Source organism: Streptomyces hamibioticus (assembly GCF_047946815.1).
Taxonomy (GTDB): Bacteria; Actinomycetota; Actinomycetes; order Streptomycetales; family Streptomycetaceae; genus Streptomyces.
On sequence record NZ_JBKKQY010000001.1, the window covers coordinates 937,225 to 955,977 of the forward strand.

An 18,753-nucleotide genomic window follows, 5' to 3' on the forward strand; every position below is an offset into this window, starting at 1 on the left:
GTCGCACCGCCCCTCCCGACACGCTTCTGGCCGACATAGCCGAGGCGCGGTCCTTGGGCGACGACACACCCGGTCTTCCTCTCGACCGGCTTGACCCGATCGCCGCCGTCGCCGCCACCGCTGCCGTTGCACAGGCTCGCGGACGGCTCCGGGTTCCGGTCGACGACCTGCGATGGGCGACGACCGTCCTGATCGAGGCGATCACCGAACCGAGCCGTACCGGGTACGCCGCCTCCTCCTACTACTCGATGGGGGCCGACCGGTCCGCGGCGACCGGTCTGGCGGCGCTCCTAGCGGTGACCTCCGACGACGCCGTCCTCGACCGGCAGGCGATCATCGACGTCTTGACCCGCTGCAGCACGAACCACTTCGACGAGGTGCGCATGGCGTTCGCCCGGGCTCTCGAATACGTCTGGGCCGCGCCATGCGACACCGACCGACAGCCGGGCCCGTGCCGCCACCAGGTGGCGCTAGACGCCGTGGAGGCGGGACTGCGGGACTGTCGACTGGGCGACTGGGACCCGAAGACCGGCACACGGGAGCGTCCCCGGCTCGACGGCCCCTACGAGCGAACGCTGCCCGAGGTCGATACGGAACAGCTGTACCTGATCTCGCTGATCCCCCCGCTCGTGGCCGCCGGCGCGGCATCCCTCAGCGACAGTTGTGTGGCGGATCGGGCGAACAGGCTCACCGAAACCCTGCTCGCCGCCCACGCCCGCGCCACCGACCACTGGGCCAAGGAGGGGTACGAGAACCGGCACAGCAAGCGAAGCGCGCGCGTCATTGTCGACCTAGCGGTCAGTGGCAACACCGAGCCGCTCAAAGCACACGCACAACACTTCGCCGCTAACAGCCGCGCCCTGCACCAGTTCCTCCGCGACCTCGCCGTACTCTTCACCTACGACGACGGCCTGCGCCCGTCCCTCCCTGCCGTCTGGCCCGTCGTCATGGAGGCCGCCCTCGACGCCATCGGCGACGGCACCGGGCTACGCACCAGCCATCACTGGGACGGCCTCGCGCTGGGGTCGCTCCTGCCCGCGCCCGAAATCGACATAAGTGACACCGACATCGACGCGACCCTGGCTCGCGCCCGGCAGGACTGGCTCCATCCCGACATCCTCACCAGCCTCCTGGACCGCTGGACAGTACTCGCCCGTCAGGAACCGAAGGCCCTCGATGCACTCGCACAACTCGGCAAGTGCGCCCCGCTCACATGGCAGAGGGACACGGGACTCCGCCTGGCGGAGCGACTGATCGACGGCAACCATCGCATCGCCGCGAACAGGTGCTGGCACCTCCCCGACTGGCTCCGGACGCTTCACTCACGTGATGCCATGACACCGGACCAGATCGCACGGTGGCGACGCCTCGTCGACGGGTTGGCGTCCGCGGGTGACCACCGGGCGGCCGACCTGCAGCGTATGGAGGAATGACCCCGGCGCGGGGCCCCCGGGGTGCGGGGGCAGCCGGCCTTGTGTTCGCCCAGGACCGGCTCCGGCGCCAGGGAGCACGTTCCGGCGAGGTGCTGATCCGCCTCTATCTCCCACACGGGGCACCTTCAAGTTCGCGGCTTCATCCCGGTGCCAAAGGTTGGCATGGCTGGAGGCCACAGTCGGCCTCCGGTCACCGAATCGGGACTCGGACGCCGCCGTCATCAATAGAGGATGCGGTCGCACGATCCGCGAGGCTGCGACTTCGCAGGACATCAGCCGCAACGATGTCGCCCAGCACCTCGTACGACCGCAGGGGCCTCCAAGCCCGGAAAGAGCGCTGTCGGCTCCTGAAGGCTTGCTCGACCTCACGCCCATGGGACGGGCTCGGTCTCACCGACCCACCTGTTGGTCCTGGAGAGGTCCTGGTAGGAGCCTCGGTAGCCGATCGAGCGGAGCACCAGCAGCGCGAGGTAGTGGCGGGTCAGGAGCCAGGTGTCGGTGACCAGTCCTTTGACCCCGTAGACGGGCTCTTGTGTCTCCTTGGGATGCACGAGACGGTTACGGACTCGGGTGACGACGTCGGCGCCGTCCGCCGGCCGAGTGCCGTCTACCCGCTGTCTGGCCGCATAGGCAGCGGCTGCCGGCAGACGGTCTGCGCGCACCCTCAGATCGACCCCGGACTCCGTCAGGACCATACGCAGTTTGTCATGAGCCGGCCGTGCGCGGGATGTGTACTCGGCTTCCGTGAGCCGCCCGCTGAGCACGAGTTCCTGCCACATCACATGCTCCAGTCCGGCAGCTCCGCTCATGATCCGCTGCTCGACGAACCCTCGATCGACTATGGCAGTGATCGCGTACTGCATCTGCAGGCGAAGCGCCTGCCCCTTGCCGGGATCGCGGAAGGTGGGCAGGAGGCAGGCCAGCAGATCTGCCAAGGACTTCTGGTCTTCGGGGTACCACCAGCCGGAGCTGATGCGGCGTGCCGGGTCGCAGAGCATCGGGCCCCACTGGCCCCACACCGTATGCTCCTGGTCGTTCAGGCCGACGGGCAGGGCGGGGGCGACCCACCGGCCGAGCGCGAAGGACAGTCCGACGTGCAGCGCACTGAGAACCGGGGTGACCTCGGCGGCCGTGAACGTGGATCCGTCCAACCGACGGATCTCCATCACGTGAGTCATGATGTAGACGTCAGCCTGGCGCACATCAGAGAAGACGGCCTTGTGATCGGGGCGGACGTCGAGCGTGATCCTCCACCCGTCCGCCTCATACACACTGCGTCCGGCCGACACCAGTCGCGGCGTCCCATCAGCAGCATGAGCCTCGAGGTGGGCTGATCCACGCCATCGGGGCAGATTGAACCAGTGGGCAACAACACGGTCGAGCGGGGCGGTGGGGTCTCCGTAGGAAGTGCCGTTGGACCAGCCGCTCACAGCGTCTCTGGCGGACACCGGCAGGTCGATGCCGGGGTTGAGCAGACTCAGCTCAGTCCTGTCCATAGAGGTGGGGTCATAGTCTTCGGTACGCAACCGCCAAGAGATCCCGGGCTTCGGGCAGCAGTCGTACTGGACAACCCCGGGCACCTCAGCCCCGGCCGGTCCAATGGGTCCGTCGTAGAGGGTGATCGGCTCCCCTGGCGCATTGAAGGGGTACACCGGCGCCAGGGGCTCCTCAGCCTTGAGCTCAGTTGACGAAGCAGACATGTGCCGCACTCTAGACGTTGCCACCGACATTGGCCGCGCAGTGCCGCCGGGCGCTGCGCGGCTCCCCCCTGCAAGCTCAGCTCTCCACAACGCGTTCTCGGACGACAACCCGAGAAGGGCCCTAAAGGAGCGCGGTGCAAGGACCTGAATCGCTACGCAACGACCCCACTCTCTGCACGGGCCCCTCAGAAGCGAACCCCTCACCGTCCAACTACAGTGCGTCAATCCAGCCTATACAGCGTGTGGATCACGCCATTCTCCCGGACCGCGTTGTCGTGCCTCCTCAGCCACCCGATTCTGGAACGTTCGTCACCAGCTGAGGGGAGACAGGTGAAGGTGCCACGACACGCCGCGAACAGCCCTGATGTCATCGGGCAGACCACCGGACTGATCGGCTTCTTGCGAGAGGTCGTCCAAAGCAGCCACCAGCGTCTACGGGACGACCGGCGTTCGCGGGAGCGTTCGCGGGAGCGTTTGTGGCTCGCCAGTCTGCCGGCCTCCGTACGACGCCCCGTCGACCGGCCCGACGGCATCCTGCTCACCCTCGACCACGGGCCCCAGGCCGCCCCGCCGCCGCTGCCGGAAGTGCTGGACGGGTGGGTGTCCCCTGAACTGTGCCGGGACGCGGACGGTGAGGATCCGCCGCTGGCGAGCGAGGGACCGGGGAAGGAGTTGGTGCGGGCCGAGGACGGCCGCCAATGGCGGGAGGAGGCCGACGACCACAGCGTCCGCCGCGAAGACGCGGCCGAGGTGTTGCGGGCCTACGGACCGTGGCTGGCGCGGTGGCGACGCTGGGCCGAGCGGGAGCGCGCCGAGCGGGCCCTGCGGGAGCTGTACGAGCAGGTCTACCACTGGCACCAGAAACTGACCCAGCAGGACGACCAGCTCGAACTCATCCTGGTCACAGGCCTGTTGACCTGGAGTGACCCACGCGGCGACACCGTTCATCGCCACATCCTCACCCACCGGGTGGAGACTTCGGTGGACCGCAAAACCGCCCAGCTCACTGTCCGGCTGACGGCCGAAGGAGCGGTACGGCTGGAGGACCAGGCGTTTCTCGACACCGACGACGGCTGGGCCCCCGAGCGGTCGGCCGCGCTCGCCGAGGAGATCGCAGCCCAGTCTCTACACCTCCTCGGCTCGGAAACCTTGGAACACCTGGCCCAATGGCAGGAACGCGTGCTGCAGCGTCCCGTGACGTTCAGCGCCGAGTGGCAGCCTCCCCGCGAGCCGGAGCCGGGGGCACGCCTCACGTACGCCCCGGCGTTGGTGCTGCGCCCCCGGGACCGAAACGCCCTGCTGAATTTCTACGAGCGGATCGCCGACAGCGTGGCCTCGGAGGCGCACGCGCCGCTGGCACTGGCGCAGCTGGTACTGCCCCTGGACGCCGAGGCTCGTGCGAACTGGGACGGGCGAGAGATCCTGCCCTGTTCGGGGACGACCCGCTCTTCCCGGGCATGACCAACGAACGCCAGCGCAGTGTGCTGCGGCGCCTGGAACACGACACCGGCGTGGTCGTGCAGGGCCCGCCGGGCACCGGCAAGACGCACACCATCGCCAACCTTGTCTCGGCATTGCTGGCCCAGGGGCAGAGGGTCCTGGTGACCAGCGCCCGCGACCAGGCCCTGACCGTCCTGCGGCCTCGATCTCGCGGTCGGACTCCCCAAGCCACATCACGGCACCGACAACATCCTGTGGGTCGTCGTCCTCAGGGGCCTCGTTCGGCAGGGGCTCCCAGCCCGCGCTCCTGGCTGCCTTCAGCACGGCCTGCTCGTCATGTACGTGGAACTCGCGGAGCGTCGCTACTCGGACGACCGTGCCTGTCAGGTCCATGAGACGTGCGTCCTTCGGGGTGCGCAGGGCGCGGGTGACCCCGTAGGCGTCACTGCCTTCGTCCCCGTCTTCGTCGACGTCATCGGCGATCTGCTCCCACTTCAAGAAGCTGCCGGGAAGCATGGGCCAGACGCCCGCGAGCGCGTGCTGTACGGCGCTACGGAGGGATGAAGCCGGAGCATCCGGCAGCTGTGCACACAGATTCTCCAGCAGCTCGGGTTCCCAAGCGGCCGAGGAAGAGCGGATGGCCTGCTGGAGGATGCGCACTGCCTGCTGCGCGAGCTCGGGTTGCCGGCAGGTGAGAACAGCCTGCAGTGAGGCAGGGCCTTCTCGGTGGTGGACGAGAGCGAGGATGCGGCTCTTGCTGGGGGTGTGCTCGCAGTGGAAGCCGCGGAGCGCGGCGAGGGTCGGCTGAACAGACATGCGGAGGACTCCGACGGGGGCACGGAAAACGTGCGTGCAAGCGGGTGGAGTTCCGCTGGTGGGCACGCTGCTTACGCGCCTCCGGACGGTAAAAGACTAGTACTGCAACGGTGCTTGCCGTGACTGCTGACCAGCTCGGTCGTTGATGTGGTCATGGGTGGGGACCTTGCTGATGTCAGGTTGTGGGCGCATGAACTCGAGGCGGTGCATGAGCGGTTCGTGCACCGGTTCAACCGGGAAGAGCCGCGTCAGTCAGCGCTTGCCTATATGCGGGGGCTGGTAGCTCCGCTGGAGCGGAAGAACGGCTGGACGCTGGCGGAGGAGGCCGGGCACGCGGGGCCCGATCGCATCCACCGGCTGCTGAACCGCATCGAGTGGGACGCCGACGAGGTCCTGGACGACGTACGCGACTACGTCGTCGAACACCTCGCAGACCAGGAGGCCGTCCTGATCGTCGACGACACCGGGTTCCTGAAGAAGGGCATCCGCTCGGCCGGCGTGCAAAGGCAGTACTCCGGTACCGCGGGACGCACCGAGAACTGCCAGATCGGCGTCTTCCTCGCCTACGCCACGAGCCGCGGACGCACCCTGATCGACCGGCGACTGTATCTGCCCACGTCCTGGACGGACGACCGGGAACGCTGCCGCCGGGCCGGCATCGACGACAGCGTCGCCTTCGAGACGAAGGTGGCCACGGCCAAGACGATGGTCCGCCGGGCCATCGCCGACAAGATTCCGTTCGGCTGGGTGACGGCGGACGCCGCCTATGGCTTCAGCAAGGGCTGGCGGTCCGAACTGGAGCAGGCTGACGTCTTCCACGTCATGGCCACCACCCGCCACGACACCGTCGTCACGCGCTGGTCCCTCGACCATCCCGTCCACGACCTGTTCCCCGGCCTGCCGCGGCAGAAGTGGAAACGCCGTTCCTGCGGCGACGGAGCTCACGGCAGGCGGATCTACGACTGGGCCCGCGTCGAGGTCCGGCCCTGGCACCGCGAGGACCGCCGGCACTGGGTTCTCGCCCGCCGCAGCGTCAGCAGACCCGAGCCAGATCTCCTACTACATCGCCTACTGCCCGGCCGGCACCACGCTGGACGAGCTGATCCGCATCGCGGGCAGCCGCTGGGCGGTGGAGGAATGCTTCCAGACCGCCAAGCAGGAGTGCGGCCTGGACGACTACCAGGTCCGCCGCTATCCCGGCTGGCACCGCCACATGACCCTGGCCATGGCCGCCCACGCCTGCCTGACCGTCCTGCGAGCCCGACAGCTGGACGCGGACAAAGCAGAAACGGATCCTCCCAGCTCATCCACCTCAGCCTCGCCGAGATCAGACGCCTGATCACCCGACTCACCGACCGCCGCCCCACCCCGGCCGACCACATCCTGCACTGGTCGACATGGCGCCGCAGACGGCAATATCAAGCTCGGTTCAGTCACTACAAACGACGTGGACACAGCCCCTGAAAACTGCCCAGCACCCAGAACAAGCACCGTTGCAGTACTAGAGCGCTTGGCTGGTTCCCCCGGTGCTGCCGGGAGTCCGGACCTGGCTTCCACAGCTTACTCACACGAAACCGTCGAGTGCGATGGAGAGCGACGGGAACGCCCTCGACCGGCTGGAGTCCGAAGGGGGTTGTGCCCCCTCCCCTGCAGCTACGCCACGCCATGGCGGTCGCGCTCTCTGGCAGACAGGTACTCACGGATGAGCCGACCGAGCACGTCCCCCTCATGGACGCGCTCGTTGAACACAGCTCGCTTGAAGGCAGCACGCTCCTCAGGTTCCAGGAAAGCCACCAAATGCTTTGCCTTGGGATGCTGGTAACCGCAGCAGATCAGGCGCGTACAGACGGTCCGCGAAGTCCTCAGTTTCGGCGTCCGCCAAGGATAGTGGGGGTAGCCTCGCAGCTCGGCCTTGCAGCGATCGAGGATTTCGAACAACTCTGCCTTGTTCCGGTGCTTCTCACTGCCGTAGTGCAGCTGGAACCACTCGCGCCGGTCCGTGTCGGCTCTCTCTCGCTGCACACGCTCCACACGTCTTGTGATGCCGACGTACACCCTGGGAGGCATAACTCGAGTTGCGAAGCCTGCCTCCGGATACCTGCGATGGAGATCCATGTCGGCCACCCATCGCCGCGCGGTACGGCCCCTCTTCCAGCGATTGCAGTCTTCGCAGGCTGGAACGAAGTTCCAGCAGACGTCTGCTCCGGTATCAATGATGGGCTTCTCGTGGTCAATCGTGGTGGCCGCAGAACGACCGCAGTAGACACACAAGCCTCGATGCGCCGTCAGGACCATGAGCCACTGCCAGGTCTTCTGCTTGCCTCGCTCGCCGCGACGGATCTCGTCCATCACACCCCCTCCGTTGCTGCAGGCTGATCAGCGGCGATCGTAGGAGGCGGCACTGACAATCGGAGGGGCGCGCCGGACGTCGCGGTGGACGTCCCCGCTCCCCCGTCTCCGAGGCGGCAGCGGGCAACTTTTCAGATCCAACCTCGGCACCGCCCCGACTCGATACCGTGTCGCTCCAGTCGGCTGGAGGGGGCTCAGATGAAGTACGGAGATGCGGACTACATGGCTGCCCGGGACGCCATGGTGACGATTCTGAAGGGGTGGGCCCGAGAGGGCCGGACCGACACCTACAAGGCGCTGAGCGAGGCCGTGGCACCGGAGCACCGGGTGCACTACCACGGCCGGATGATGTCGCTTCTGCTGGCAGACGTCTGCCGCCGGGACAGCACCGGTCCCGAGCCGATGCTGTCAGCGCTGGTAGTCAATGGATCCAGCCGGGAAGCCTTCCGACCAATTCTTCGTGCTGGCCGTTACCGAGTTCCACCGTCGGGACCCGGACTGGACCTGGGAGTGGGATGCAGTGTTTGACCGTTACCGCAGCCCGGTTTCGCCGTGAGTCCACTGCAGGGTATCGCTCGGCTGCCCTGCACATCCGCCGTGCAAGGCAACCACCCACCGTGAACGGCTCCAGGTTGGAACCTGCTGGCTACACCGCATCCTCTCGTTGCAACGGCGGTAGAGGGGATGGACGCGATGACCGCCTCTCAGGCGTTCTCGTCATGGATCCGCGCACCCAGATCCTCCGCCCACTCCAGCGCCCACGCCTTGAGTTCTTCGATCTGCCGGGAGGTGAGCCCATATGCGGTGTAGTCCTCATCCTCGTACCAGTCCGCGCCGATCAGCCGGTCCCGGAGGTCTTCGAGGCTGAACTCGTCGTGGGCGCGACGGCGGCCCAGGGATTCGAGGTCGGCGGTGGAGCGGTGGCGGGAGGCAGCCTGGACGTCGATGAGGTCGCGGACGGTGCCGCGGTCGGCGAGGGCACGGACCTTGGTGCCGATCACGTCGTCGAGGGAAAGAACGGGGCCGTAGGGGGTCTGGGCAGGCGGAGCCCAGAACGCCTCCTTGAGGACGTCAACCTCACACTCCTCGCCGGTGTCCGGATCGGTGACGAGAAACCGGCCGCTGAGCGGATCGGTCTGGACGTGCGTGGTCCGCCATCCGCGCGCGCTGAGGCCGGCTGTGAGTGCGGCGACGATCTCCTGCATCGGAGCGGGGTTCTCGGTGGCGACGTCGAGGTCACGGCTGAAGCGTTCGACCAGGCCGTGGGCCTGCACGGCGTATCCGCCGGTGAGGACCAGAGGGTAGGGGGAGCCGAGGTCGAGGATGTCGGCAAGGAGACGCTCGTGGAGCGGAGTGAGCTTCACGCGGCGGTCGTGTCGGCCGGAGCGGTGCGGAGCAGCTCGGGGAAGGCGTCCTCCCAGACCTCGCGGATGTAGGGACTGATCAAGCGCCGCAGCACGGGCCACTGCTCGGCGAGCAGCCGGTGGTGCAGGAGGGTCACCAGGTCCTCGCGCAGTCCTTCGGCGAGGACGGTCCGGTAGAGCGTCATGCGGGCCTTTGGACGGTCCAGGCTGTAGCTCGTCCGCCCGGACCAGACGATGTGGAGCGGCAGATCCACGTTGCCCTCGACAGGGCCGGCCAGCTCCTGCAAGCGCTCGGGCAGTCGGCTGCGGTAGCGGTCCCGCAGCACCTCGGCGCGGGGTGCGGTGATCGTCGTGTCCATGCATCCAGTATCGCTGCTGGGAGGCGACGGCATGGCGGATACGGGACTCCCCTGTCGTACGTACGGGTCGGGCGGCCGACCGCCCTTCCCTCGGACATCTCACCCAGTGGGCGCTTAGCGCATCATCGCCTACCCGCGCAGGCCCCCAGGTCGCGCGGCAACCGGCTGCCCTGCAGACCCGGGACCAGCCCCGCTCGCGGGCGCGGTGATCATGACGCAGTAGGTCACGCGGAGGGCCGCCGCAGTGGAGTCGGCTGCGGCTTCGGTCTCGCTGTACGACGGTGCCGAAGCCGAAGCCGGGGCCCATGGCGCCGGCGCAATGGACGAGAAGGACACCGGGGCGGGCGAGGTGGCGGTAGCGGCCGGAGGGGGCAGGCGGCATCCACAGGGCAGGCCGCTTCGGCCTCGAACGCAGCCCACTCGCTCAGAACCCATGCCGCGGACGAGCTGTCGAGTAACGCAGCGAGCGTCCCAAGCGGGAGCCAGGCACCTGTGTCCAGATCCCCGTCATGGCGGCCACCAGGTCAGCAAGCTGGGACGCTCCCGCGCCCGATGCTGACCGTTTGCTGACCTGAACGGGGCCATCGAGCCTCTGACCTGCAAAAACACCCAAACGCTAGATCTTGGACTTGAACATGGTACGAAGCACGGAGAAACTCCCGGTTTGTCTGCTCCCTGCCTGCTTCTTGCAGGTCAAGGGCGGCATTCGCAGCGTACAACCATTCGCATGTTCGGTCAGCTGGCGCAAGGTGTTTCAGGACTCACACTGAGCTGACCAGGTCCCGGTCCGGCAGGCGGCAGGCCCCGGCGGACGCCCACGGGCGATCCGCCCGCCACGGTCTCCGCTCCCGGCGCCTACTCGTGGCCAGTGGCACTGAGATCCGGGTGAGTCAGAGCTGCCCCGGTACCGCGGCGCCGTCCGGTTCTCCGACGGTCCCCCATTTCGTGGGACTTCCGGTACGGGTTCGCCCGGGCCTGGTGTAATCGGCGGCGGACGACCGAGGGCCAACCGAGGGCCAAGGGGGGCCGTCATATGCAGGCCAAGGAGACGTTGTTCGCCGATCTCGTGCAGGGCCGGGCCCAGCAGTTCCAGGTGCCGCTCTACCAGCGGACCTACTCCTGGACCGAGAAGCACCTCAAGCAGCTGTGGAGCGACATCCTGGAGCAGGCCGGGCTGCTCGAGTCAGCGGAGGAGAAGGGGACGACGCACTTCCTCGGTTCGGTGGTGCTCGCGCCGTCACCGCAGAACGACGCGACGTTCCCCCGTTGGCTCGTCGTCGACGGCCAGCAGCGGCTGACCACGCTGTCCCTGGCCCTGGCCGCCATCCGCGCAAACAGGACCTGCTGCGGAGCAGCCACCTGGAGATGAACCGCCGCATCGCCGCCACCGAGCGCTGGGGCGTGCGCGAGATCCTGGCCCGCGCCGACGAACTCGCCGACCGCGCGATCGCGTTGTGGCCGTCCCCGCTGCGCGGAGTCGGCCGCGCGGAGCGCAATCGCGACTGGCAGCTCGCCCACCAGGTCCTCGCCGCGCTCCCCCACGGCACCTGGACCTCGTACGGCGACCTCGCCGCGTTCCTCGGCTCCGGTGCCCAGGCCGTGGGCAACCACCTGGCCAACACTCCCGGAGTGGTCAACGCGTACCGCGTCCTCACCTCCGAGGGCAAGGTCTCCGACGGCTTCCGGTGGGCGACGCCCCAGGATGCGGGAAGCGACGACGTCCGCGCCCGGCTGGCCGCCGACGGTGTCCGCTTCACGATCACCGGGGCCGCCGACCCGGCCCAGCAGCTCACTGCCGAGGACCTCGCCGCGCTGCTCGCCGGCACGCACGACGACGGGCGGACGGCGAGGACACCGCGCAGCAAGGAGCCGCGGGAACGCCAGGAGAGGAGACCCGCGCCCAACGGTTCTTCCGCCGGCTCGCCGCCGACGACTCACCCGAGACGGTCGAAGCGGTCCGCGCGCTCTTCGCCCACTGGGAGGCGCTGGGCGGCTGGATCGGCCACGGCGCGGGACACGTCACCACGAGCGCGTACCTCATGCTCGGCGAGGCGGGCGGCCCCGGCCGCTGCATCTGGCCGATGACGCTCTACCCGGGTGCCGGGCGCGGGGGCACGGCGGAGGTGGTGTTCCAGTACATGGCCGCACGGGAGCCGTTCACCGACCGCGCGCTGCGCGCCGGACTCCTGACCCGCCTCAACGCCCTCGACGGCGTCGACCTCCCGGAGGGCAAGTTGGAGCTGCGTCCCAACATCCGGCTGTCCCTACTGGAGAAGGGCCGCAACCGGGAGCTGCTCATCGAGACGCTGACGTGGTTCCGGGACCGCTGGGAGAGCCGGGGCTCGTCCTGAGGGGTGCCCGCCGGGCGCACTCCGCCCGCACCCTCTTGCCGCCCGGCGGGTACGGCTCGCAGCCCCGGCGTCCACGATCGGGGCGACCAGGAGCAGCCTCCGTCCGGACTCGCCGTCGGTGTCAGCCGTTGCGGCGCACGAGGGCGGCCTTGCGGGCCTCGGCGAGCTTGCGGGCCTCGCCGGTCTTTCGGGACTTGCCGCCGGTGCCGCGGGAGGGGTCCTTGCTGGTGCCGAGGCCGCGGAAGGGCGCGTTGGTGTTCTTGGGCCGGGGGGCGGCGGGCCCGCCGTCGAGCGGGGTGCCGGAAGGAGCCCTGGCGCCGGTGATCCGGCTCAGCTCCGCCTCGCCCGAGCGCACCTTGGTGACGGTCGGCTCGATGCCGGCCTCGGCCATCATGCGGCTCGTCTCGCGGCGTTGGCCCGAGAGCACCAGCGTGACCACGCTGCCGGACTCACCGGCGCGGGCGGTGCGGCCGGCCCGGTGCACGTAGTCCTTGGGGTCGGTGGGCGGGTCGACGTTGACCACGAGATCGAGGGCGTCGACGTGCAGGCCACGGGCCGCGACATCGGTCGCGACGAGAACGGTGATCTGGCCGTTCTTGAACTGTGCCAGGGTCCGCGTGCGCTGCGGCTGGGACTTGCCGCTGTGCAGGGCCCCGGCGTGCACCCCGCTGGCCCGCAGATGCCGGGTGAGCTGGTCGACGGCGTGCTTGGTGTCGAGGAACAGCAGTACGCGGCCGTCGCGGGCGGCGATCTCCGTGGTGACGGCGTAGCGGTCGGGGCCGTGGACGACCAGGACGTGGTGCTCCATCGTCGAGACCGTGCCCGCGGACGGGTCGACCGAGTGGACGACGGGGTCGTGGAGGTAGCGGCGGACCAGCTGATCGACGTCGCGGTCCAGGGTGGCCGAGAACAGCATCCGCTGACCGTCGGGGCGCACCTGGTCGAGCACGTCGGCGACCTGCGGCAGGAAACCCAAGTCGCACATCTGGTCGGCCTCGTCCAGCACGGTGGTCCTCACCCGTCCCAGGCGGCAGGCGTTGCGCTCGATCAGGTCGTGCAGGCGTCCGGGGGTGGCGACGACCACCTCGGCTCCCTCGCGCAGCGCGGCGACCTGCCGGCCGATCGACATGCCGCCGACGACCGTGGCCATGCGCAGCCGCAGTGCCTCGGCGTACGGCGCCAGCGCCTGGGTGACCTGCTGGGCCAGCTCCCGGGTGGGCACGAGGACCAGGGCGAGGGGCTGTTTCGGTTCGGCACGCCGCCCGGCCGTACGCGTCAGCAGCGGCAGGCCGAAGGCGAGCGTCTTGCCCGATCCGGTGCGCCCGCGCCCCAGGACGTCGCGCCCCTGAAGAGCATCGGGGAGTGTGGCGGCCTGGATCGGAAAGGGTTCGCGCACCCCGAGTCCGCTCAGCGTCCGCAGCACCTCCACCGGCAGTCCCAGGCCGGCGAAGGAGACGGCCGGGGGCGTGGCCCCGGGCTGGGCGGGACCGCCGTGAGCGATGCCGGAGTCGTCGGGATGCTTCATGAAATGCCTTCCGCAGGGAAACGTACCGAGGAAGGCCCGGCAGGAGTGAACAGTTCACGCGCAAGCGGAACCGAACAGGCAGAATCGTCCGCCGCGACGACCACGCAAACGCCTGACACTAACACAAGGAACGGCATCGCGTCGGGAGGAGCACAGGCACGGGCACGTCCGCGACCTGTCGACGCGACGGAGGCCGAGGCGCCGCCCGAGGCACTGGCCCTCGCCCGCCGGGCCGCCCGGCACGGGGTGCCGATCAGCCGGTTGATGCGCTCCTACCGCCTCGGCACATGATCCTCGTCCGGCTGATCCAGGGCGGGGCCGCCCGGCTCACCGACGACCGGGAGCTGGTGAACGCCACGGCGAGGAGATCAAGGCCTACGTCGTCCTCGGGCCCGGTTCCTCCGTCACCGCCGACAAGCTCGTCGCCTGGGCCAAGGGTGAGATGGCGTCCTACAAATACCCGCGCATCGTCGAGTTCGTGCCCCGCCTGCCGATGACCGCCACCGGAAAGATCCTCAAGCGTGAGCCGGCCCGCTGAACAGGGCGGCGACGCGCAAGACGCGCGAGCACACATCGTGGACGACACCGGACCGGCCGGTGCCACGGAATCACGTCGCGCCGGGACGGCTTCGTCGGCCGAGCCACCCACCGCCGGGCTCTCGTCCTTCTGCGGCCTGCCTCAGGCCGCGTCCAGGTCGGTGCGCAGCACGTGGTGGTCCGAGTACGGAGTCGGATGCACACGGTGCCCGAGCGGGACGATGCCCCGCAGGAAGACGTAGTCGAACTTGCTCTGCCAGTCGGTGGTCGGCTCGCAGGCGCCGGTGTGTGAGGGACGGCACCGGGGGTCAGTGTCCGCGGCCAGTGCCCACATCCCGCTGAGTTCGGGGGCGTCCGGCGCGGCGTTGAAGTCGCCGAGAACGATCGCGCGGTCGTGCCGGGCGACGGCTGCGGCGAGTACGCCGGCCTGGTCCGCCCGGACCGCCTCCTGACGTCGCTGGGCGAGGTGGGTGTTGAAGACCCGGACGGGCCGGCCGTCCACCGTCGTGGTGACGGCCATGTACCCGCGGTCCTCGCTTCCGCCGTCGGGGTATTCGACGTTGACGGGGTCCTTCATCGGTGCCGCCGAGAGGACCGCCTGTCCGAAGGCCCCCGGCCGCCACGGCAGCCCTCCGCAGCGGCTCCAACTCCGGAGCACCGTCCCGTACTCGACGTGGTAGACCAGCCCGTGAAGTCTCTTCAGATGGCCCCGGACCCGCTCGACGTCGCGCACGCACGCTTCCTGAAGACCGATGACCTGGGGTGCGTACCTGGCGATCTCCGCCGCCCGGTCGGCGTCGCTCTCCTCGCAGGGGTTGCAGATGTTCCACGTCATGACCCGGTTCGGTACGACGTCCCTGACGGCCTCGACGGGCAGCGAGCCGCCGAAGGGGCCACCCGGTGCACTGGGGCCGACGAGCGCCATGCAGGCCACGACCATGACGCCCGCCAGCAGACGTGTGCCCCTACCGGCCACCATTGCCCCCTCGAAGTGGTCACCCATGCCGTCTGGCGTCTCCGTGTACGAGGTTATGGGACGGAGCCGGATGAAAGTTATTGACAGGGCACCGGCGATCCACTGAAACTAACTGCCACCCGGCTTGCCCGGCTCCGCAGGGCATCCGCGTCCGCGAAGGGGGCCGTATGACCACCCCGGTGCACGAACCGGCCGAGGGGACCGCGAAGCCGCCTCGGGCGCGCAGGGCACTGGTGGCGGGGTCGGTGGGGAACTTCATCGAGTGGTACGAGTTCGGCGTCTACGGCTACCTCGCCACCGTCATCGCCGCCAACTTCTTCACCCCGGAGGGCGGCAGCGACGTCGAAGGGCTCGTCAGGACGTACGCGTCCTTCGCGCTCGCGTTCTTCTTCCGCCCGGTCGGCGCGGCGGTCTTCGGCCGCCTGGGCGACCGGATCGGACGGCGCCCCACGCTGATCCTCGTCGTGCTGCTGATGACCGTCGCCACCACCCTGATCGGCCTGCTGCCGACGTACGCCACGGTGGGTGCCGCGGCGCCCTGGCTGCTCACCCTGCTGCGGATCCTCCAGGGCCTGTCCGCGGGAGGCGAGTTCGGCGGTGCCGTCTCGATCATGACCGAGTTCGCCCCGCCCGGCAGGCGCGGCCTGTACGGCTCCTGGCAGTCCTTCACGGTGGCGCTCGGTCTGCTCGCCGGAGCGGGCATGGCGGCGCTGCTGGCCACCGTGCTGAGCGAGTCGGACCTCAGCGGGTGGGGCTGGCGGCTGCCGTTCCTGCTGACGCTGCCCCTGGGACTCGCCGCCCTGTGGCTGCGCCTGAAGCTGGAGGAGACGCCCTCCTTCCGGCGGACCGCGCGGGCCCGGACCCCGGACGCGGGAGGCACCCCGCGCCCGGAGCCGGTGGCGGCCGCCCCCGCGCGCGAGACCGCCAAGGCCATCGCGCTCGGCACCGGGCGGCTCATGGGCTGGTCGGCGGCCGGCTACACCTTCCTCGTCGTCATGCCGTCCTATCTGCAGAGCACGTTGAACGCCACGTTCCAGCAGGCCCTGATCGCCACGGTCGTCGCCAACCTGGGCTTCGCGGCCTCCATCATCCCGGCGGGCGCACTGAGCGACCGGATCGGGCGACGCGCCGTGATGGTGGCCGGGGCGGCGCTCGTGGCCGTTCTCGCGTTCCCGCTGCTGCACCTGTTGCAGGACCCTGACGCCTCGACGGCCGCCAAGGGCATCGCGGTGTTCGCCGCCGGCGCCGTCGTCGGTCTGATGGCGGGGCCCGGGCCCGCGATGCTCGCCGAGATGTTCCCCACCAGCGCCCGCTACACCGGTCTCGGGCTGGCGTACTCGCTGTCGAACGCGGTGTTCTCCGGATGCGCGGGCCTGATCATCACCGAGGCGGTCGAACGGACCGGCGACATTGACATCCCCGCGCACTACGTGGTCGTCACCTGCGCCGTCAGCACGCTGGCCCTGCTCACCCTGCGCGGCGACGACCACCGGCGCGCGTTGCGCGACTGACGGCCCGACGGACCGGGACAACGGGCCGGATCAGGCGGGAGGAGAGGAGCGACGATGCGGGTCATCGGGCTGATGTCGGGGACGTCCCACGACGCGGTCGACGCCGCCGCGGCCGATCTCACGCTCCAGGGGGACAGCCTGCTGCTGAGTCCCCTCGGGATGGTGAGCGCCCCCTACCCGGAGAACCTGCGGACCGCCCTGACCGCCGCGCTGCCGCCCGTGCCGACCACGATGCGGGACGTGTGCCGACTCGACACATGGATCGGCCAGGCCTTCGCCGCGCTGGCCGTCCGGGCCGACCGCGAGTTGTGCGACGGCCGCGCCGAACTCGTGGTGTCACACGGCCAGACCGTCTACCACTGGGTCGAGCAGGGCCGGGTGCGCGGCACACTGCAGATCGGCTCGGCCGCCTGGATCGCCGAGGCCACCGGTTGCCCGGTGGTGTCCGACCTGCGCAGCCGCGACGTCGCCGCCGGCGGTCAGGGCGCACCCCTGGTGAGCGTCTTCGACGTCCTGTGGCTGCGCGGGCGGCCCGGCGTGCCCGCCGCCCTGAACCTCGGCGGCATCGCGAACCTGACGGTGGCCGCCGGGACGGCCGAGCCCCTCGCCTTCGACACCGGCCCCGCCAACGCCCTCATCGACGCCGCCGTGCACGCCCTCGCCGACGGGCGCCCGGACTACGACCGGGACGGGGCCATCGCCGCCCGCGGCAGTGTCGACGCCGCTCTGCTGCGGCGGCTCCTCGACGAGCCGTACTACGCGAAGCCGCCGCCCAAGACGACCGGCAAGGAGCTGTTCCACTGGCCCTATCTGCGGGACGCCCTGGCCTGCCACGGCCGGCTGCCGGCCGAGGACGTGGTGGCCACCGTCACCCGGCTCACCGCCCGCACGGTCGCCGACGCGGTCCGTTCGGCGAACGCGACCGAAGTCATCGCCTCGGGCGGCGGGACCCGCAACCCGACCCTGATGGCCATGCTCCGCACGGCACTGGACGGTATCCCGCTGCGGACCTCCGACGACCTCGGACTGCCGGCGGCGGCCAAGGAGGCCTGCGCCTTCGCCGTCCTGGGCTTCCTGACCGCGCACGGACTGGCCGGAACGGTCCCCTCGTGCACCGGCGCCCGCCGTCCCAGCGTCCTCGGCTCGATCACACCCGGCCGCCGGGGCCTGCGCCTGCCGGAGCCGGCGGCGATCACGCCCGTGCGAGTAGTCGTGTGAGCTGCTGCCGCCGCGGAGCGGACTCCCCGTACGGCGACCGGGGATTCGGTCGTCCCCCGGGCGGACCGACCACCGAGCTCCGCCTGCCCGCCGGGGGCCGGCTCCGGGGAGGTGCCGTCCCCGGCGGCCGGCGGCCGGTGGTTCATCCGTGGCCGCGCCTGTGCAGGTTGAGGTCCGTGACCACGGGCCGGTGGTCGGAGGCGTCCGTGGCGACGGTTCGGGCGCCGGTCACGGTGACGCCGGGCGAGACGGTCACGGAGTCGATGCGCTTGACGGGGCCGACCGCCGGGTACGTGCCCCCGCCGTCGGGAGAGGCGTCGCGCAACTCCCGCCACAGCGGCGCCAGTTCCGGCGCCGTGGCCTCGGCGTTGAAGTCGCCGACCAGGATCTTCGGGCCCCGGTCGGCGGCCAGCACCTGAAGCATGTCCGCCACCTGGGTCGCACGGACCGACGGGTCGGACCGGTAGTCCAGGTGCGTGGAGTACACGTGTACGTGCGAGCCCTTCACGTTGACCACCACCTCGGCGAAGCCGGGCGCCGGTGCCGGCACGGAATCGGGCGCCTGGGTGGAGAGCCGGGTGATCTCGTGGTTCTCGGCCTCCAGCACCGGGTGGCGACTCAGGATCGCCACGCCGTACTGACGGCGCTGCCCGCCCTCGGCGGCCGGGTCCAGGTCGTAGATGGGCGCGAAGAACACCCGCATGCCCAACTCCGCGGCGAGTTCCCGGGCTTCGTCCACGAAGCCGCTGCGGGCACCCCAGTGGACGTCGACCTCCTGAAGGCCGATCACGTCGGCGTCCAGGCCGCGTACGGCCTCGGCGGTGCGGTCGAGATCGAAGACCCCGTCCTGGCCTGCGCCGGCATGGATGTTGTAGGTCGCCACCCGTAGCGGCACCGGCGGGGCCTGCGCACCGGGAACACCGGTGTCCGCGGCCGCCGTCGGCGCCGGTGCTGCCGTGGCGAGCACTGCGGCGGCGAGCACGGCGAACGCCGCACGGCCGCGCCCGGGGAGACGTCGGGAACTGGGCTTCATGCCTTCTCCGGATCAGGGGGAGCGAGACTTGCACCGGCCTGTCTGACAAGGACTCAGGCACCCCTGCATTCTGCTCGGCTGACGGCCCGCCCACTCTCGTTCGGTGCGGCCGAAGGTCCTCGCCGCATCGCCGCGGCGCGG

14 protein-coding genes and 2 pseudogenes are annotated in these 18,753 nt (G+C 69.9%); 9 read left to right on the forward strand and 7 right to left on the reverse strand.

The features are described from left to right. Positions 1-1,798: 1,798 nt before the first annotated feature. A complete protein-coding gene (locus tag ACLGIH_RS04295) occupies positions 1,799-3,133 on the reverse strand; it encodes a YopA family protein (RefSeq protein ID WP_416523869.1) in 1,335 nt (444 codons plus the stop codon). Between the two features lie 330 nt (positions 3,134-3,463). Here ACLGIH_RS04295 and ACLGIH_RS04300 point away from each other — a divergent pair, with 330 nt between their 5' ends. The 3 genes and pseudogenes from ACLGIH_RS04300 to ACLGIH_RS04310 all read left to right on the forward strand — a co-directional run bounded on the left by ACLGIH_RS04300 (position 3,464) and on the right by ACLGIH_RS04310 (position 6,728). Then, complete coding sequence (locus tag ACLGIH_RS04300) at positions 3,464-4,594, forward strand: hypothetical protein (RefSeq protein ID WP_416523870.1); 1,131 nt, start codon at positions 3,464-3,466, stop codon at positions 4,592-4,594. Beyond that, positions 4,591-4,968 (forward strand): AAA domain-containing protein, encoded by a 378-nt coding sequence (locus ACLGIH_RS04305; protein ID WP_416523871.1) that lies wholly within the window; start codon positions 4,591-4,593, stop codon positions 4,966-4,968. Before ACLGIH_RS04300 ends, ACLGIH_RS04305 begins: the two co-directional genes overlap by 4 nt. A 574-nt stretch (positions 4,969-5,542) precedes the next feature. Next, a pseudogene (locus ACLGIH_RS04310) lies at positions 5,543-6,728 on the forward strand (IS701 family transposase). A 314-nt stretch (positions 6,729-7,042) separates the two neighbouring features. On the opposite strand, the gene ACLGIH_RS04315 reads toward ACLGIH_RS04310, so the two are convergent. The 3 genes from ACLGIH_RS04315 to ACLGIH_RS04325 all read right to left on the reverse strand — a co-directional run bounded on the left by ACLGIH_RS04315 (position 7,043) and on the right by ACLGIH_RS04325 (position 9,461). After that, on the reverse strand, positions 7,043-7,738 hold the full coding sequence (locus tag ACLGIH_RS04315; RefSeq protein WP_416523872.1) for an HNH endonuclease: 696 nt from the start codon (positions 7,736-7,738) through the stop codon (positions 7,043-7,045). Positions 7,739-8,442: 704 nt separating this feature from the next. Further along, positions 8,443-9,102 (reverse strand): nucleotidyl transferase AbiEii/AbiGii toxin family protein, encoded by a 660-nt coding sequence (locus tag ACLGIH_RS04320; RefSeq protein ID WP_416523873.1) that lies wholly within the window; start codon positions 9,100-9,102, stop codon positions 8,443-8,445. Then, on the reverse strand, positions 9,099-9,461 hold the full coding sequence (locus tag ACLGIH_RS04325) for a hypothetical protein (protein ID WP_416523874.1): 363 nt from the start codon (positions 9,459-9,461) through the stop codon (positions 9,099-9,101). Before ACLGIH_RS04325 ends, ACLGIH_RS04320 begins: the two co-directional genes overlap by 4 nt. Positions 9,462-10,494: 1,033 nt before the next feature. Here ACLGIH_RS04325 and ACLGIH_RS04330 point away from each other — a divergent pair. Genes ACLGIH_RS04330 through ACLGIH_RS04340 form a run of 3 tightly spaced genes read left to right on the forward strand, consistent with a single transcriptional unit; the run spans position 10,495 to position 11,812 of the window. Next, the gene (locus ACLGIH_RS04330) at positions 10,495-10,830 is read left to right on the forward strand and encodes a DUF262 domain-containing protein (RefSeq protein WP_416523875.1); all 336 of its coding nucleotides are present in this window, start codon (positions 10,495-10,497) and stop codon (positions 10,828-10,830) included. Beyond that, a complete protein-coding gene (locus ACLGIH_RS04335) occupies positions 10,827-11,546 on the forward strand; it encodes an MGMT family protein (protein WP_416523876.1) in 720 nt (239 codons plus the stop codon). The genes ACLGIH_RS04330 and ACLGIH_RS04335 overlap by 4 nt, the downstream gene beginning before the upstream one ends. Further along, positions 11,543-11,812 carry a hypothetical protein gene (locus tag ACLGIH_RS04340; RefSeq protein ID WP_416523877.1) on the forward strand — a complete coding sequence of 90 codons (270 nt, stop codon included), beginning with the start codon at positions 11,543-11,545 and terminating at the stop codon, positions 11,810-11,812. The genes ACLGIH_RS04335 and ACLGIH_RS04340 overlap by 4 nt, the downstream gene beginning before the upstream one ends. A gap of 121 nt (positions 11,813-11,933) precedes the next feature. On the opposite strand, the gene ACLGIH_RS04345 is transcribed toward ACLGIH_RS04340, so the two are convergent. Then, positions 11,934-13,337, reverse strand: coding sequence for a DEAD/DEAH box helicase (locus ACLGIH_RS04345; protein WP_416523878.1), 1,404 nt, complete (start codon positions 13,335-13,337; stop codon positions 11,934-11,936). Between the two features lie 361 nt (positions 13,338-13,698). On the opposite strand from ACLGIH_RS04345, the pseudogene ACLGIH_RS04350 reads away from it, so the two are divergent. Continuing rightward, positions 13,699-13,875, forward strand: a pseudogene (locus tag ACLGIH_RS04350) (AMP-binding enzyme); the annotation flags it as partial. 141 nt (positions 13,876-14,016) lie between these two features. On the opposite strand, the gene ACLGIH_RS04355 reads toward ACLGIH_RS04350, so the two are convergent. Then, complete coding sequence (locus ACLGIH_RS04355; protein WP_416523879.1) at positions 14,017-14,877, reverse strand: endonuclease/exonuclease/phosphatase family protein; 861 nt, start codon at positions 14,875-14,877, stop codon at positions 14,017-14,019. Between the two features lie 140 nt (positions 14,878-15,017). On the opposite strand from ACLGIH_RS04355, the gene ACLGIH_RS04360 reads away from it, so the two are divergent. Together ACLGIH_RS04360 and ACLGIH_RS04365 are read left to right on the forward strand one after the other, a co-directional pair. Beyond that, positions 15,018-16,361, forward strand: a complete 1,344-nt coding sequence (locus ACLGIH_RS04360; protein ID WP_416523880.1) for an MFS transporter — start codon at positions 15,018-15,020, stop codon at positions 16,359-16,361. A gap of 54 nt (positions 16,362-16,415) precedes the next feature. After that, positions 16,416-17,579: an anhydro-N-acetylmuramic acid kinase gene (locus ACLGIH_RS04365; RefSeq protein ID WP_416523881.1), complete on the forward strand. Its 1,164-nt coding sequence runs from the start codon at positions 16,416-16,418 to the stop codon at positions 17,577-17,579. Between the two features lie 142 nt (positions 17,580-17,721). On the opposite strand, the gene ACLGIH_RS04370 is transcribed toward ACLGIH_RS04365, so the two are convergent. Then, on the reverse strand, positions 17,722-18,612 hold the full coding sequence (locus ACLGIH_RS04370; protein WP_416523882.1) for an endonuclease/exonuclease/phosphatase family protein: 891 nt from the start codon (positions 18,610-18,612) through the stop codon (positions 17,722-17,724). Between the last annotated feature and the right edge of the window lie 141 nt (positions 18,613-18,753).